The following is a 16582-nucleotide window of genomic DNA, read 5'->3' on the forward strand; positions in this document are numbered from 1 at the left end:
CGTCATCCATCAGCCGACCGGTGCCACTCTGAACTCTCCGTGAATTCAACTGTAACGGTGTGGCAACATAGCCGGGCATCGGCATTGACTTGATGCTTACCTAAATGCCCAGCCGCCGCTTCCCGCAACCTCCACGCGATATTCTTCTTGTCGTCGCTGGTCGATGTCATGGCAGACTGGGCTTCCTACAGAGGCCGTCAATGTGCTCCTAGACCACAGGGAACCAGCAATTGCACGCGTGCGGACAGTTGGATGAATAGTACGCTTCAGCGCCAGCGCTTCTTCTCAGCGTCATAGGCGCCGGCCAGCGGATCGCTCAGCGCCACTAGCTCACGTTTGAGCACTTTATTGCTGGACGTGGTTCTCGGGAGCTCTGGAATAAAGCCGACGTACCGCGGCACCTTAAACACGGCGAGATTAGCGCGAGCATGTTCGAGAATGCGATCTACGGGCAGATCGCCTTGTGTGAGACCTTCTTTTAGCTCCACATATATTTTGACCTCTTCACCGCGCTTGGCGTCACGAACGGGCACGGCGGCCACATCCGCGATCTCGGAAATCTCCCGAATGACGGCCTCCACCTCGCGCGCGGAGATGTTCTCGCCTGAGCGTCGAATGACGTCTTTCGCGCGGCCTACCAGCCAATAGAAGCCTAGCTCATCGCGCCGCAGTAGGTCGCCGGTCTTGAACCACTCGCCTTGGAACGACGCCTTATTCGCTCCCGGCGTATTCCAGTAGCCCTTTAGGATTCCACGACCACTCACCCACAGCTCACCGACTTCGCCCACTGGCGTGGGCCTACCGTCGTGATTCATCAATCGCAGATTTCGAAACGGTGCACGAATCCCGACCGAACCGGAGTCCGCCATCTCGAGAAGGTCGATCGGCATTTGTGTGCCGAACCCGATTTCCGTCATCCCATAAGCATCCTGTGTGCGAACTCGAAATCGCTTCCGGAGTTTGCGTTGCGTATCAGGACTGCAGCCCCACGTCAGAGTGTGCTTCAGACATGTCGCCTCATCTTCGTCGGAAGCCTCGGTCTGGCGCGCGATCAGCTCAGGGAAGAAGCACCACTCGATGGCATGCTGCTTGAGCCAACCGACGAATCGCGTCAGGCTCATTGACGGAGCTAGGTAGAGGGTGCCAGCCTGCCGATACGACTTCAGAAGATGTCCTTGCGGATCACCATAGAAGAAAGGCTGCGTAGAGAGGTACCGCTGGAACTGTTGACCGTCCGCGCACGCGCCTTGGTAGGAAGTCACGCCCCAGTAGTCGTGCGTCAACATGCAACCCTTCGGAAGGCCAGTTGTCCCTGAGGTATATTGAATGTTCAACAGATCGTCGGGTTGGACGTACTCCTCCATCAGAGAGTCGTCGACCCCTTTTAGCAATTCGTCCAGCGGAGTAGCTATCCCGTTGGAAGATTGTCCAACAAGAATTACTTGCTCCTTAGCAAGATCTTGCGGCCAAGGCTCCATGGCCAAGAACACAGACGTCGCAGACTCGTCGATAACAGCGAACTTGGCCTGCGTGTCGCTGAGAACGTATTCAATTTCCCTCGGCGTGTAGCGCATGTTGATGGGAACCATTACCGCACCAAGCTTGGCGATTGCAAACCAAACGATCGGGAATGCAATGCGATTGGGCAGCATCACCCCTATTCGATCACCCTTGCGTACGCCGAACGTACGCAGCGCATGCGCATATTTGTTGGACAAACGATCCATCTCGGAGTATGTCGCGTGCTCGTCGCGTCCAAAGACGTCGATTGCGGTTGTTGGCCCGTGCGTTCTGGCCCGCATTGAAACCAGCTGTCCGATCGTGATCGTCTCATATGCAGATTCTAGCGTCTCGATATTACGCAACGCGCTAGCGACGCGCTCTTGCAGTTGCGTTTGTATAAGGTTTGTAGCAGCCATTGTTCAAAGCAGTTCAATTTGAAGGAAGACAGAAGGCCCACAATGGACACATCTTTACGTTTGATAGCTCGAAAGGTTCGTAGATCACCGGTGTGACCGCCGTCATCATGCCGCAGAACTCGGGCGTCTCATTCTCAACATAGCCAGATGGTGATAAGGGTTGATAAGGCGACACAGTCATCGGAGCTAAACGCACGGTTGCCTACTCGAACGGCGTGAACACAAGAGGATGCGGCGTGCTGGTCTTTTCCTTGAAAAGAAGATCGGGCGCGAAGCAGATCAACTGGCAGCTGCAATCTTTACTTGTCTACGCGTGATGAACCGTCTTAGCCGACAGAGCGCGTTGTACATCACTAACAAGGATCGAGGCACTACTTACTCTAGTGGTTGTCGCCGATTGGGATGAGGACCGCCACGGCGGAAAGAATTTCAAGACGCTGGAACCCGCTATGTCCGCGAGGACGGAATCGCATGAGATCCAGCTGAGATCAAAGGATTAACGCTCAAGACCGCTGTTCACACTTACATGGGTCCTAGTGATGTTTGCCTTCCCTGTACGCTTCCGGCGTTGGTCTCAGCGGCGATCGCAAGAGCCTGCAGCGCATAGCGGCACGGCTGGGACCTACCGACTATGAACGCTTGCAATTCTGTAGTTGGATTGGTCTGGATTAGCGGCGCTAGTTGCTGAGTCGCACAATGAGGCCTGCCCGGGCGGCGTTGCCGAACATCGTGTGTCTGCGCAAAATTGTCTCATACAAGCGCGACAATCCGGATGGAAGGCGTGACCCGACGAACGAGTCAGTGAGGAGAGTAAATACCGTCGACATCGCGCAACTGCGCTCGTCGCGAGGCCAGGGCGAGTGGTGCCAAATCTGCTGCTGTTCAGCCCGCCCCGTCGGAAGGCCCTTTGGCAGCAAGAGAAAGGATGACTGTCCCGTTTGCCTAGATAACCCGCGTAGGAGCTGCAGCCGCACGCGGCGAGGTCAACTTCGAGGCCGTCAGCAACGGACTCGAGCACCTATCATTAAGATGAGCGTCAAAAATAATGACCGCTGCACTGCACTAGAGCGCGTCCCTGACGATCGCCGTCGCACACGCTCGCTGATTGACTTTCCACATCGATCAGAGCTCGACGATTGCGCGACAGTCGTCGCAGCGGAAATCCTCATCAGCCACGATCCTTACGCGCTGTCATCAAGATCACTACCAGCGACCGACGTAGCTTAGCGCAGGCGGATATTTGCGCTGGCGCATTGTGGTTGGAGCAGGAGTACGTGCAGCCGAGCGTCGCGCACATTCCCTGCGTGGGTTCGCTACTCCGCTGCCGGCGTCGACGTGAGCAGCATCTGCTCGCCCGTGGCGGCTGGCGCCTCACGTTGATGCCGTCGAGAATGAAGTGGGCCGGCCCAACCGCCGACGATGCCCACCTTCGAGCGCCCCGACTACGTGCGGCCGCTTCTCAGCAGGCCTAGAATTCAAGCATCAGTCGACCTCTTAGGCATAAACTTTTAGCTTAAGCTTTTCGCGCATCTCATTCGGACTCATTACCCGTACCCCGATCCGATCAAGAATCTCAGTTGCTTGCTGCACCAGCTGTGCGTTGTTGGCCAACCGCCCACGGGAAAGATACAGGTTATCCTCCAGCCCCACCCGCACGTTCGCCCCGATGAGCGGCGCCAAGGCCACAAACGGAAGCTGCATTGGCCCGACCGCAAACGCCGAATACACGGCACCCGGCGGTAGCTGGTGCGCCATTGCCAGAAGTGTCATCAAGTCCGGCGGTGCACCGTAGCCCACACCCAAGCACATCTGGATCAGCGGCTGACGATCAATCAGCCCTTCCTTGACCAGGTCTTGCACTATCATCAGGTGACCAATGTCGAACGCCTCGAGCTCTGGTTTCACGCCAAGCTCCTGCAGGCGGGCGGCCATCATCCTCAGGGTTCCGATAGTATTGACCATGACAAACTCACCCGCCTTGCTAACCAAGGACCCACAATCCAACGTACAGATCTCCGGGCGCAGATCTTCGACGTGGACGAGCCGCTCAAGCGCCCCCAGCATGTCCGTCTGCGGCTCGAGCGGCAGAGGAGCGTTGGGGCTACCGAGCGCGAGATAGCAGCCCTCCCCAGTGGTGAGGTTAATCACTGGGTTCACATCGGAATCGCGAACGCGTTTTACAAGTTCCTGGTAAAGACCAAGATCCAGCACGCCCCGCCGGGTCTTTAGGTCACGTACGTGGAGGTGAACTGCCGATGCGCCGGCCCGTGCTGCCTCAATTGCGGCATCGGCGATTTCTTGCGGAGTCACTGGAACGGTCTCTTGGCTAGGCACAGGGCCTCCGCCAGTCACCGCACAGGTAATGAACACCTCTGAAATCATCGCGCGATCTCCTATTCACCTAAGCTCGACCTCTGCCCACCTAGCTTCTACGACAGTTTCATCTCATGATGTTTTACGCCTTTGCATTCTCAGGGCGTCAATATCGCATTGGCCAGATCAACGAGTGGACTCTCGGAAGCTCCGAGCGTCACAGCTCTGCGAGCGTCCTAGCTGCAGCAGTTTTTTATCCCAGCAATCGACGTGCCACTCAGGGACTCTCCTGCCTAACTAGCCTGTGATAGAAATCAAACGTGGGAAGCAACCTGCTCTAGGAATGAGCGTTTCAGGTTGTCGCATTTACGACATCGCTGCAGTCAATTGGACACGGCCAGCATGACCAAAATGTTGACCTGTGATCCGCGTCGCTTATCGTGCCGAGCTTGAACGACGGCTTCATAGTGGCGTCGATCTCACGGCCGACGCGATGATAAGTTGTCAACGACCAGATGCACGCGCAACGTTTCCCGATCACCTTACCTTGCCGTCCAGCGTGCTGGGTGCCGTGAAGAAGATTGTGGCGCCGTTGCGCTTGTAGTCGTGGGTCATGGTGCCGCCGTGCCCCTTTTTCATGGGCTGACGGGACTGAATACGATCGCGGCCTGATTTGGCTCTTTTCATCGACGCAGCGGACCAGCGCCTTGTCTGGCTGATTGAGATTGAGCCCAACCATGCCTTTCGCCGAGTCGCGCCGAGGCCAGCGGCGCACTGTCGGCGAGTTCTTGCCAACCGCCGCCACAATAGCCTCCGCCGTCAATAATCGTTCGCGGCAGCACGATCCGTGCTCTACATCACAAGATGGCCACCGAGTTGCAATCGTGCTGTTGCACGTTCCATTGAAGTGCCAGCCTCTCCTGCTACGCGGTAGCGATAGCTCATCGGCAAGGTCTTGTCGCCATTCGCTTGTTTACGCCGTTAAGATCGATCGCAGCGGCGAGCATAGGCTCGCTTGGCGAGTCCGCGGACAATCGCTAGCTAGGAGCATTTCTTCCAGAGCAAGCCGTCGCCCATATGTGTTCAACGAGTTTCCACTGGCAGGCTACTCCAGCATCTGGAAAAACCTACAACCACGGAGGTTCGCACTCGAAGTGCAAAGCGATGGAATGCTCGCAACTGTTTTGTATTCAACGAGAAGCTGTGCATTTGCTTGCTGAGACGTTCGAGGAATGGTCTGCAATCGTGCAGATCCATCGAGATGTACAACGGCGGGGATCTTGTCTCGCCATTCCGCTCGCGTCTGGTGATCGAACAGCATATATGGATCTGGTGCGCTAGGCCTAAAATTTTCCGGCGCGCGATCTTCCAAACATATCGGTGCCACTGCCCGGAAGTGTTCTCTAAGCTTAATGCCATTGAGACGATCCTTCATTCGGGACGGAGCTGCGGTCGCGAGAATGCTTCTGCCGCTCAATGCTCATGGTCCAAGCTCGGCACGGCCCGTAAGAGAAATCGCGGGGCCTGTCGCTCGCAAGGATGATGGCAAGTTCACCCATACTGCACGGCTACCATCCGGGGGCACTTTGCTGTCTAGTAGAGCCGCCCCTGTAGACCGACCATTTCGGCGGCACGAAGTCTTTGTGTTCCGCCATTGCTGAACAAGCAGAGCCGGTAGCGGAGGCGCTGTCATTTGGAAAGGGCGGTATCCAAACGGTTGGACGAGGGGTCGCTTCCCTTGTGATGGTGCAGCTCGGTAGCGACCGAGTACGGCAAGTGGTAGACCGCGCACCGGCGCTTCAGCAGCAGGTGCTGGCAGGCTTGGCTGAAATACAAGGGCTCGTGTTCGGAGAAACAGTGGGCAACGATCGTCATCGCGTGGCTTGATCCACTCCTAGCTCGAAAGGTCAGTCCATCCGCCTCTCTCCTCGAGCAGGCGGTCATATCATCTTTGCCAAATATATTGCTGGTTGAACTAAGAGCTGCAACTAATCGCCGGCTTCTCCGTCGGTCGTGTCCTCGGAAGTGGTGTAGCTCGGTAGAGCAAAGCCGCCCGGACGCGCGCCCCCAAATAGCGCCGTAGCGGGCGGGCGGCTTTGCGGTGGTCACCGGCAGTTCTCCGGTAGGATCGGGTTGCGACACGCCAACGCAACCGAGGAACCACCGATGACCGACGACATGATGAACCTGCGCACGCTCGTAGAGAAGATCCCCGATGCTGATCTGTTGCGCGAGATGATTGGCTTTGCCGCCAACGGCTGATGGAGCTGGAGGTCGCCGGCCAGACCGGAGCGGCCTACGGCGAGAAGAACCCCGAGCGTCTGGCCCAGCGCAACGGTGAGCTTCGACCGGACCTGGGAGACCTGGCCGGCACGGTCGAGCTTCGCATCCCAAGCTGCGCAAGGGCTCCTACTTCCCGGGTTTCCTGGAGCCGCGCCGGATGGCCGAGAAGGCGCTCACCGCCGTGGTTCAGGAAGCCTATGTGCAGGGCGTCTCGAACCGCTCGGTGGATCATCTCGTGCAGGCCATGGGCATGACCGGGATCTCCAAAAGCCGGGTCAGCCGGCTCTGCGGTGACATCGAAGACAAGGTGTGAAGGCTTTCCTCGCCTGCCCGATCGAAGGCGACTGGCCGTATTTGCGGACCGACGCCACCCACCTGAAGGTGCACCAGAATAGCCGCATCGTCTCGGTCGCGGTGATCCTCGCGGTCGGCGTCAACAGCGACGGAAGGCGCGAGGTGCTCGGCATGGACATCGGCCCGTCCGAGGCCGAGACGTTCTGGACCGCGTTCCTGCACAAGCTGGCGCGGCGGGGATTGCGCGGCGTCAAGCTGGTGGTCTCCGACGCCCACGAGGGGATCAAGGCGACCGTGGCCAAGGTGCTCAACGCCTCCTGGCAGCGCTGCCGCGTGCACTTCATGCGCAACGCGCTGGCGCATGCCGGCAAGAGCGGCCGGCGCGTCGTCTCCTCCTTCATCGCCACCGCCTTTGCCCAGGACCATGCCGAGGAGGCGCGGGCGCAATGGCGGCGCATCACCGACCAGCTCCGCCCCAAGCTCCCGAAGCTCGCCGCCTTCCTCGACGAGGCCGAAACCGACGTGCTCGCCTATATGGCGTTCTCGCCGCAACACCGGACGAAGCTGCACTCGACCAATCCGATCGAGCGCCTCAACGGCAAGATCAAGCGCCGCACCGAGGTCGTCGGCATCTTCCCCAATGAAGACGCCATCGTCCGCCTCATCGGAGCGATCCTGCTCGAGCGGAACGACGAGTGGGCTGTCCAGCGTACCGCTACATGACGCTGGAAACCATCGCGCCGTTGAGCGATGATCCCACCGTCAGCCTTCCGGCTATCGCCAGCTGACCTGCCCGGCTCCTGCCGGCGAACGCGGTGACCCGCCGCAGCTACACCACGCCACGGAACACGATCTCTCCGTCAAAGTCCGCTGCGCTTCTTTTTGGTAATGAGGCAGTCCACAGCAGTCATTCCTGCGCCGTAGGCAGAAAGGATGACAGGATTGATGTCGATCTCACCAATCTCGTCGGCAAGATCCGTGCAGAGCGTGCCGAACTTGACAATGCAGTCGGCTAGTCCTTCCAAGTTTGCCTTTGCCTCCCCCCGCGCACCTCGTAGAACGCCCGCACCGCGCAGTCGCCCGATTGCAGATTGCACGTCGGCCGCATCGAAGGGTGGCAGCAGCACTTGCACATCGTTTAGTGCCTCAACCCAGATTCCGCCCAAACCGAAGGCTACGACGGGCCCGAATTGCGGATCGAAAGTCGCGCCCAGCATGATTTCGGGGCCTGACTTGACCATCTCTTGCACAACCACCCCGGCAATATGCGCCTCTGGGCGGCGCGACCGGACCGAGTTCATGACCTGGTCGAAAACCTCCGCTGCTTTTTCCGCCGACGGGATGTTTAAGACGACGCCGCCAACGTCCGTTTTGTGCACAATCTCGGTCGACTCGATTTTCATCACCACCGGGCAATTAAGGTTCTGCGCAATACGCGCCGCCTCATCCGCCCGCGTCGCCAGCGCTTCACGCGTGACGGGAATTCCGTAGAGCGCAAGCAGACGCTTGCCCTCACGCTCCGTCAGAACATCGCCCTTGGCTTGGCGCATGATGCGCAATGCCTCGGAATAGCAAGCGCTGCGCCGGTCGCGCTGGGACGATAACCGATCGCCGGGTTTGCGGTCGCGCAGGAACTCGGCATAGCCAATGAGCGCAGAGAGCGCCTTCAGCCCGGGAGCCAGCCCTTGAAGAAATGGCATGCCTTCGAAATCGGCCTTCGGCTCGATCATCGGGTCCTTTGGATCGAGAGAGGTGTAGAAATGGCCCCCCGCAAGGCTCAGTATCGGGAATACAACCTCTGGTGCTGCCGCAGCAGCCCGCGTCAAAGCTTGCCCGAGAGCCGAGCGCATATCCAGGCACGAAGGGAAACCACGGCCCCAGATCACCATGTCATATGCGCCGCAGGTGGCAAGCGTGCTCAGCGATTCATCGATAATATGCGTATCATAGCCGCCTTGCGCGGTGAGATCGAGCGGATTGCCGACATTACCGAACTCGGGAAAGACCGCATCCAGCCGAGCCTTTGTCGGGGCGGGCAGCGGCTGAAATTCTATGCCGTAGAAATCGGCGACGTCAGACAGAATGCCAGCGGCGGTACCCGAGAAAGATGCGAATGCCACACGAGGGCCACGCGGCCGCTTCTTCGAAGACAGCGCAACCGCAGTTTCGATCAGATCATCGACGGTATCCACCCGGATGACACCCAATCTTTTCAGGACCGCATCGATCGCCTCGTCTGAACCTACGAGAGAGCCGGTATGAGCCAAGGCTGCCTGGCGGGCCCTCTCAGAGCGTCCAACTTTGATCATCACAATGGGCTTGCCCTTGTCAGCCGCCCGTTCGCAGGCCTTGATGAATTCCAACGGTCGCCTAATCTGCTCGCAGTACGAGGTGATGACCCGCGTGTCCTCTTCATCGACGAAATAATCAATGAAATTTGCAACATCGAGACATGCCTCATTGCCAACAGTAACCACGCGGCCGATGCCAATTCCGCGAGCCAGCAGCGGCACGATCAGGCTATAGACAAGAGTGCCGCTCTGCAGGATGGCACTAATTCCGCCAGCCTTCATGGTGTGAAAGTCCAGAGGGACCGCCATCAGCTGATTGGCCGCGTTCATCAAGCCGAAGCAATTTGGACCGAGCACTGGGATGCCCGTTCGTGCGGCCCACTCCGTAAGCCAGCGTTGCTTGCTTGCCCCCTCGCCCGGCTGCTCGGCAAATCCGCTGGAGATGATCTGGATCCCTTTCACACCAGCGGCTTCGCAATCCTCCAGTACGTCGGGAATGGCCTTACTTGGAATGGCAACTATGGCAAGGCCAACCGGATGAGGTATAGACGTCAAGCTCGGATAGCACGGCACGCCCGCGACCTGCGTGTAACGCGGGTTCACTGCGACGATTTCTCCTGAGAAACCCCATTTTTTGATGTTCGTGAGGATTTCTGTTGCGAATCCACCTTTCTGGGACGCTCCTACAACAGCGACGGATTCCGGCCGAAAAAGCTGACTGATCTTTCCCGCCGTTCCGTTCTGAGGGCGGTCCTGTTGCAGCACACGATCAACTTGCATGTTCAACCCGTCGGTTCTTGCATTACGTAACGCTAGCGTCTGGTTTGTTGAACCAGGTCCAGGCCCTATCGTTGAATTGCTTGCTCGCCGAAGAGGCCTCCGAGGGCGGCGAGCCGCTGAAGATGATGGTCTGTATCGCCGAACAATGTGTCTATCATCGTCACATGCTTAAAGTAGTGGCCGATGCTATATTCCATGGTCATACCGATGCCACCATGGAGCTGGATAGCCTGCTGTCCCAGCGCTTTCGATGACTGGCCGATCTGTGCCTTTGCTGCCGAGATCGCTCGCTCACGCTCGGTCACATCGCTCTCTCCCGCCATCATGGTCGCGTACATCGCCATGGAGCGCGACTGCTCCAATTCAACGAACATATCGACCGCGCGGTGCTGGAGCACTTGGAAGGAGCCGATCGTTGTGCCGAACTGGTTGCGCGTCTTCAAGTAATTGACGGTGATGGCATGCATTTCAGCGAAGCAGCCGATCGCCTCGGCGCACAGGCTCGCAGCCGCTTCGTCGGCAACTCGTGAGATAATCGGAAAACCGCCTCCCGGATCGCCAATAACGTCATCCGCTGTAATTCGCACATCCTGAAGAGCGATCTCGGCCGCACGGAGTCCATCCTGAGTGGGGTAGCCCCTACGCACAAGCCCGGGCGAATAAGCATCGACCAGGAACAGACCAATGCCATCCTTGTCTCGCGCGCTTCCCGTAGTTCGCGCTGAAAGTACGATCTTGTCCGCGACGTCGCCATGGAGCACGAGAGCCTTGGTCCCGTTCAGGACCCACCCTTCTCCGTCCTTCTGCGCCCGAGTTTCCACATCGAACAGGTCATAGCGAGAGTGCGGTTCGGTGTGAGCGAAGGCGAGTTTCATACGACCTTCACTAATAGCGGGAATGAGATTTGCCTTTTGCGCTTCGTTCGCGCCATGTCTCAGGATGCCGCCCGCGAGGACTACAGTTGCGAAATATGGCTCGAGGATCAGCCCCTTGCCGAACGCTTCCATGACAATCATTGTCTCGACTGCCCCGCCGCCGAGCCCGCCGTGAATCTCCGGAAAAGGCAGCCCAAGAAGCCCCAGCTCGGCATAGCGCGCCCACATCGCCTCGCTAAATCCCAGCTTCTCCGTGCGGTACTTGCGGCGATCCTCAAAGCCGTAACGCTCACGCATCAAGCGGTCGACGCCGTCCTTGAGGAGCCGCTGCTCCTCCGAAAGATCAAGATCCACTAGAAAACCTCCTGAAACGGGGTCTATCGGTCCCCCTCAAAGCCCTGAGAACCCAGCGCAAACAGCTTCTTCCAGTTGCCTGCCAAGCCTCAGAGGCCAAGGACAACCTTTGCGATGATGTTCCTTTGGATCTCATCCGAGCCGCTATAGATCGGCACCTTACGCCCATTGAAATAGGCAGGCGCGATCGGTCCAGCCCAAGCGGGACCGATCGACGGCTCTCCGTGCTGAAACTCCTCCTCTGATTGATAGGGCAGCGCGTAAGGCCCGATCACATCCATCAGAAGCTCAGCGGTCGCCTGCTGGATCTCCGAACCCTTGATCTTAAGGATCGAGCTCGCGGGATCCTGCACCTCTTTCTGTAGCTTCGATTGGCTCGCCACGACGCGAAGTTGCGTCATTTCAAGCGCCTTGAGCTGGACCTCGACCCGCGCAATCTTCTTGCGGAAATCCGCTCTATCAATCAGCCACTCGCCGCAGATGCGGGTGCGTGAAGCAAGCTCCTTGATACGCCGGATGCGTTCCTTGGAAAGGCCAACACAAGCAATCGTCACACGCCCGTTGCCAAGGACAAATTTGGCGTAGTCCCAGCCGCGATTTTCCTCACCAACGAGGTTATCGACAGGAACGCGCACATCGTCGAAGAATACCTCACAAACTTCGGGATAACCGTCGAACAACTGGATCGGACGCACCTCAATGCCAGGAGACGTCAGGTCGATCAGGAGAAATGAGATGCCCCGCTGTTTCTTCGCATCAGGATCAGTCCTGACCAGGCAGAAGATCCAATTGGAGTACTGCGCCAGGGACGTCCAGATTTTCTGGCCAGTGACGATATAGTGATCGCCGCTCCGCACGGCCCGCGTTTTGAGCGAGGCGAGATCGGAACCAGCTCCAGGCTCGGAGAAGCCTTCGCACCACCAATCGTCGACGTTTACAATGCGCGGCAGAAAATACTTCTTCTGCGCTTCGTTGCCAAAGGTATAGATAACCGGTCCAACCAAGTTGATCCCGCTGCCCGCCGGCTCCGGTGCCGGCGTCTGGCTCACTTCCTCACCGAAGATGTACTGCTGGACCGGCGTCCATCCCTTACCGCCGTACTCGACTGGCCAGTGCGGTACCGCCCATCCCTTCTGTGCCAGAATGCGCGCCCAGCGCACCTTGTCGTCTTTGCTCGGATGTCTGCCCGCAATCAGTTTGTCGCGGACATCTGCGGGGATTGCGGAGCGGCAGAATGCCCGGACCTCGTCGCGGAAGGCAAGTTCGTCGGCAGTAAAATTCAGGTCCATTGCTGCTTCCTAGTTGCGCGATACGGCGCGCCCATCCTGTATCGGCAATATAGCCACGCGCCTGAAGCCAAAACTCCTCAATCTCACAGTACGCAGCCCAAAATCTGCGCCAAATCTGCAAATATGAAGCTTTCGTGCATTACAAAGCTGAACTGTCGCGGTCCCCGACCTGATCCGCGTCAACTTGACAGGCGCTCGCTACCAACACAGGACCTCGGCGACGATCGAACGTCCACCCTGGAAAGCTCCCGGCGAGCTGATGCCCGCCGAGTTTCGCGAGCGGCACGCCATCCGTGCGCTTAGATTTAACGCCAAGCATCTCGATCGAAGACAACACTGAGTACGATGCATCGACTCGGTTAGAGAGAAGCACTCTCTCGACGGACCTGCCATCCCTGCACACCTCGGAGCTGAGCCCCTGCATTAAGCTGGTTGATCCGGGTCACAACTTGTAGGCATGCGCAAAGAAGGCTTCTGTATCGGTTCAACAAGTCGCGTCGTCCGAGATGCCGCCCGGCTCGTTTTCTCAATGTGCCATCACGAAAGCAGCAGAGATGGTTCAATTTCTATCTCTTCCGAAGGCTATTTGCTCAGCGCCGTGATATCGATTCTCAGCGTCCCTGAAAAATGGGCCTTCGCTTTTCCGCAAAGGCCCGCACGCCTTCTTTGTGGTCGAGTGTCAATTCCGTCTTGATCAGATTTTCGGCTTCATAGTCCATCGAGTCCAGAAGGCTGGACGTCACGGCGTCATCCAAATTGTCCTTCATACAGCTAAACGCAAACATCGGCCCCTGGGCGAGCGACGCTGCAAGCTCAAGCGCCGCTTTGGCTAACTCGGCGTCCGCCACCACACGGTTGAGGAGACCCAGCTCTTCTGCCCGCCGCGCATCGATCCGTTCGGACAACAACATCAGCTCCCGCGCGCGGGAGAACCCAACCAGCCTCGTCAGCAGCCAGGCTATACCGCAATCACCGGACAATGCGACTCTCGCATATGAGCTGGTCAAGATGGCCGACTGTGCAGCAATGCGGATGTCACAGGCGAGCGCGAGCGCAAGGCCCGCGCCCGCAGCAGGCCCTGGAAGTGCAGCAATGGTTGGCTTTCTCACTGCGACCAGCTCACCGATCAGCGTTCGCTGGTCAGCCCGCAAATCGGCCACCCGCTTTTCGAATGTTGCTTCGATTGTCGCCGCACCTTGACCCATGCTTTTTACATCGCCCCCGGCACAGAAGGCGCTCCCTGCTGCCGTGATAAGGATTGCGCCTACGTGTGGATCGTCAGAAAAGCGCCTAATCAACTCGCTCCAAGCGGCCTTCATTCCTTTGGAAATGGCGTTCCGCGCCTGTGGTCGATTAAGTGTAATAACGCCCACGTGATCACGGATTTCCGCAAGTAGGTCATCCGTTCCTGAATCGATTTGCAGCGTCTTTGACATGCTCATAGCTCGACTGTATTTCGCCACGCTTGGGCAACCCATATGGCAGAGGTGACCGCAAGGCCACATGGACGGTACGGAGTATGGGAGCAGCACAGTTCAGACTGAGTTCCTACAGAACCGGATAGGCTTATCGGACCGACGCAGGCCACGGCCTCGGCCTAACCGGTTGACTTCGCAGACGCCAATCAACCGGGTAGGGGACGAAAAACATAATTCCTCTTTCGCCTTCGTACTTCAGCGGCGTCCCTTTCGGCAGCCAAATCACATCACCTAACCGCGCGTCTATTGCACGGCTATATTTTTCGCCGGTCCGAATCCGCATCACTCCACCAAGCCCGACAGAGATCTGGTCATATTCCGTTGTCCAGTCGACCGAGCTTCCGTTAAACGTCGCGATTGTCGCACCAAGCGACTTACTGATCTCCGGAGTCACCAAGCTGCACGTCGATGCATAGCCGCCCGAGTAGATTTGCATCTGTGAATAGATCATGTCGGTGCTTCGGAAATGATAAACCTCGGTCAGCGGCTTCTCATCCGCGATCGACTCACTGCGCGCCTGCCAATCAACTGGGTTACGCGCGTAGAATACCTTCGCCTTATCGCCCTGGTACTTCAGGCGTGTCCCTTTGGTGAGCCAAATTACATCGCCGAACTTCGCTTCAATGACACGACTGTAGTCTTCGCCGGTGAGAATCCGAAATGTTCCACCAAGGACGACGGCGGTCTCGTCGTAATTGACCCTACGTTCAATCGAACAACCGTCGTAGGCGGCAACACCGGCATTGATTGTCTTGCTAATTTCTGGGCCGACCAATTGGCAGACACTCGCCGCTCCACCGGCGTCGCACTGCATCTGCGCAAATACCATGTCCTCGCTCTTTACATAGAGCGCTTCAGTCATCATCGTTGTCCCCTATTGATCCAGCGGTCTGCCCAGCGAGGCATATAGTCCGTTTTTTCATCCATCCGTTCGAAGAGATCCCTCTAACGCCACCGGCGCTGCGCACTACAACAGCCATCGGTAAAACTCACGAGAGACTGCTGAGGTGACCAGGTTCCATCGCCTTCATCATGACCTCCTACGCACTCTGCAAACCCGGAGTTGGGACGCCGTCTGGCGTGGATACCACTTTCATTGCCGGCAGTATCGCGCGGCTTTCACGCAAGAAGCCAGGACCGCAAATATATTGCATCGTCACGAGCGTCGATATTGCGAAAACTCCGTGCATGGCGACAGATTCCTGCAAGTGAGGCCAACATTTGTACGGATTCGAAACCAAATAGCCGCACTGCGGCGGGACCTTATATTGCGGAGGCGACGTTCTGGCTGACCAAGCTCCGGGGGTAAGCAGGCCCCCGCTTCCCCCCTTTTTCCCGGACTACGGTGGAAACGGGAGCCGCCGCTGCATTCATTCACTGGATTGAATGCCAAAAATGCCGGAAAACTGCGAACTGTGTCAGATAACTCTGGCTCTGATCTACAAAGCGGACAGGTTTCCGTTCAGCTGACGTGCGTCTGAGCCCATTGGGATAGACCATCGATTGCCTTAAGTTTTTCATGAACTATGATCGGGCTCTGTCATGAATGACCTCATCCTCGATGCAACCGAAAAGCATTTCTCATCGAACTACTTCGAAGCTCGCCAGAAGTTTCGGCACTATGCTTGCCAAGCCGCGCTCGGTGAGGTGCGAGTTTATCCATCACCCGCTTATGGGCCTGATGGAGAAGAGCTCTCAACAGACGTTGTCTGGTTTGGTGATCGCCGTGCCTCAAAGGTAGGCGTGCTAATATCGGCTACGCACGGCGTCGAGGGATATTGTGGATCCGCAGCCCAGTTGGACTGGCTGACCGAGCGTGGATACGAAGGGCTGAACTCTGATGAGGCCATGTTGCTAATCCATGCCATCAATCCATACGGATTCGCATGGGATCGTCGCGTTACTCAAGAAGGATGCGACCTCAACAGAAACTTCGTCGATTTCATGGCTCCACTGCCTCAAAACGACGGATACGATGTCCTTGCCGATAGTCTAGTACCAAGTGCTTTGGATGGACCTGTTTTCACGGCCGCCGAGGCAACAATCGAAACGTATCGGGCAACTCAAGGTGAAATTGCCTACCGGACGGCACGGACCAGCGGTCAGTACCGACATCCGACGGGAATGTTTTTTGGTGGCTTTGGCCCTACGGTGGCTCGCGAAATACTGGAACGGATCGTGTCGGACTACGATATCGCATCGCGCCAACTAGTGTTGATCGTAGACTATCACACAGGCCTCGGACCGTATGGCTATGGTGAGCTGCAATGCGAGCAGACGTCGGGCATGACCGGATATCAGCGGGCACGCGACATATTCGGTCATTCAGTCACTTCACCAGAACTCGGCACCTCATCTGCCTTGGTACTCAATGGCACGCAGGACGACTACTGGCAGCGTCTCCTTGACGATCGTCACGTTTACGTTTGCTTAGAATTCGGAACCTATCCTCCAGAGTCTGCTAGACCAGTGCTGCGCGCTGACCATTGGCTATATGCTTACGGCCGCGCTCAGATTGAAAGCGACTTCGGCCGTGACATTCGCCGGCGCGTAAAGCAGCACTACTATCCTGACAGAGCCGATTGGAAGGAGATGGTGCTGTATCGCAGCCGCCAGGTTCATCGGCAGATGATGGAAGGGATGCGATTGCAAAACGTTTCGCGCACCTGCCCGCGATCCAACACCGCCTTCGCGTAAGTGCCCTTC

At 57.6% G+C, this 16582-nt stretch carries 9 protein-coding genes and 2 pseudogenes; 2 read left to right on the forward strand and 9 right to left on the reverse strand.

Annotation, left to right across the window (positions count from 1 at the left end):
* Positions 1-266: 266 nt before the first annotated feature.
* From RX327_RS32060 to RX327_RS32080, 4 genes and pseudogenes are all read right to left on the reverse strand, one after another.
* Positions 267-1919 (reverse strand): class I adenylate-forming enzyme family protein, encoded by a 1653-nt coding sequence (locus RX327_RS32060; protein ID WP_317248232.1) that lies wholly within the window; start codon positions 1917-1919, stop codon positions 267-269.
* Positions 1920-3413: 1494 nt separating this feature from the next.
* A complete protein-coding gene (locus RX327_RS32065) occupies positions 3414-4301 on the reverse strand; it encodes a 3-keto-5-aminohexanoate cleavage protein (RefSeq protein WP_317248233.1) in 888 nt (295 codons plus the stop codon).
* Between the two features lie 968 nt (positions 4302-5269).
* Positions 5270-5971 (reverse strand): annotated as a pseudogene (locus tag RX327_RS32075) (carbamoyltransferase C-terminal domain-containing protein); the annotation flags it as partial.
* Positions 5922-6107: a hypothetical protein gene (locus RX327_RS32080; RefSeq protein ID WP_317248234.1), complete on the reverse strand. Its 186-nt coding sequence runs from the start codon at positions 6105-6107 to the stop codon at positions 5922-5924. The gene RX327_RS32080 and the pseudogene RX327_RS32075, both read right to left, overlap by 50 nt.
* Before the next feature lie 291 nt (positions 6108-6398).
* On the opposite strand from RX327_RS32080, the pseudogene RX327_RS32085 reads away from it, so the two are divergent.
* Positions 6399-7597, forward strand: a pseudogene (locus RX327_RS32085) (IS256 family transposase).
* A gap of 72 nt (positions 7598-7669) precedes the next feature.
* Here RX327_RS32085 and RX327_RS32090 read toward each other — a convergent pair.
* The 5 genes from RX327_RS32090 to RX327_RS32110 form a co-directional block, all read right to left on the reverse strand.
* A complete protein-coding gene (locus RX327_RS32090) occupies positions 7670-9880 on the reverse strand; it encodes an acetate--CoA ligase family protein (protein ID WP_317248235.1) in 2211 nt (736 codons plus the stop codon).
* A 65-nt stretch (positions 9881-9945) separates the two neighbouring features.
* Positions 9946-11109, reverse strand: a complete 1164-nt coding sequence (locus RX327_RS32095; protein ID WP_317248236.1) for an acyl-CoA dehydrogenase family protein — start codon at positions 11107-11109, stop codon at positions 9946-9948.
* Positions 11110-11198: 89 nt separating this feature from the next.
* The gene (locus RX327_RS32100) at positions 11199-12398 is read right to left on the reverse strand and encodes an acyl-CoA dehydrogenase family protein (RefSeq protein ID WP_317248237.1); all 1200 of its coding nucleotides are present in this window, start codon (positions 12396-12398) and stop codon (positions 11199-11201) included.
* A gap of 611 nt (positions 12399-13009) precedes the next feature.
* Positions 13010-13834: an enoyl-CoA hydratase-related protein gene (locus RX327_RS32105; protein WP_317248238.1), complete on the reverse strand. Its 825-nt coding sequence runs from the start codon at positions 13832-13834 to the stop codon at positions 13010-13012.
* A 130-nt stretch (positions 13835-13964) separates the two neighbouring features.
* Positions 13965-14738: a hypothetical protein gene (locus tag RX327_RS32110; protein ID WP_317248239.1), complete on the reverse strand. Its 774-nt coding sequence runs from the start codon at positions 14736-14738 to the stop codon at positions 13965-13967.
* 680 nt (positions 14739-15418) lie between these two features.
* On the opposite strand from RX327_RS32110, the gene RX327_RS32115 reads away from it, so the two are divergent.
* Complete coding sequence (locus RX327_RS32115; protein WP_317248240.1) at positions 15419-16573, forward strand: M14 family metallopeptidase; 1155 nt, start codon at positions 15419-15421, stop codon at positions 16571-16573.
* The last annotated feature ends 9 nt before the right edge of the window (positions 16574-16582 follow it).

The organism is Bradyrhizobium sp. BEA-2-5 (assembly GCF_032918025.1).
Classification (GTDB): domain Bacteria; phylum Pseudomonadota; class Alphaproteobacteria; order Rhizobiales; family Xanthobacteraceae; genus Bradyrhizobium; species Bradyrhizobium pachyrhizi.

What these genes read in the sequence shown, in the direction of transcription:
- RX327_RS32060 (WP_317248232.1), bottom strand. Translation starts at nt 1,919, where the DNA reads ATGGCTGCTACAAACCTTATACAAACGCAACTGCAAGAGCGCGTCGCT.
- RX327_RS32065 (WP_317248233.1), bottom strand. Translation starts at nt 4,301, where the DNA reads ATGATTTCAGAGGTGTTCATTACCTGTGCGGTGACTGGCGGAGGCCCT.
- RX327_RS32080 (WP_317248234.1), bottom strand. Translation starts at nt 6,107, where the DNA reads ATGACGATCGTTGCCCACTGTTTCTCCGAACACGAGCCCTTGTATTTC.
- RX327_RS32090 (WP_317248235.1), bottom strand. Translation starts at nt 9,880, where the DNA reads ATGCAAGTTGATCGTGTGCTGCAACAGGACCGCCCTCAGAACGGAACG.
- RX327_RS32100 (WP_317248237.1), bottom strand. Translation starts at nt 12,398, where the DNA reads ATGGACCTGAATTTTACTGCCGACGAACTTGCCTTCCGCGACGAGGTC.
- RX327_RS32105 (WP_317248238.1), bottom strand. Translation starts at nt 13,834, where the DNA reads ATGTCAAAGACGCTGCAAATCGATTCAGGAACGGATGACCTACTTGCG.
- RX327_RS32110 (WP_317248239.1), bottom strand. Translation starts at nt 14,738, where the DNA reads ATGACTGAAGCGCTCTATGTAAAGAGCGAGGACATGGTATTTGCGCAG.
- RX327_RS32115 (WP_317248240.1), top strand. Translation starts at nt 15,419, where the DNA reads ATGAATGACCTCATCCTCGATGCAACCGAAAAGCATTTCTCATCGAAC.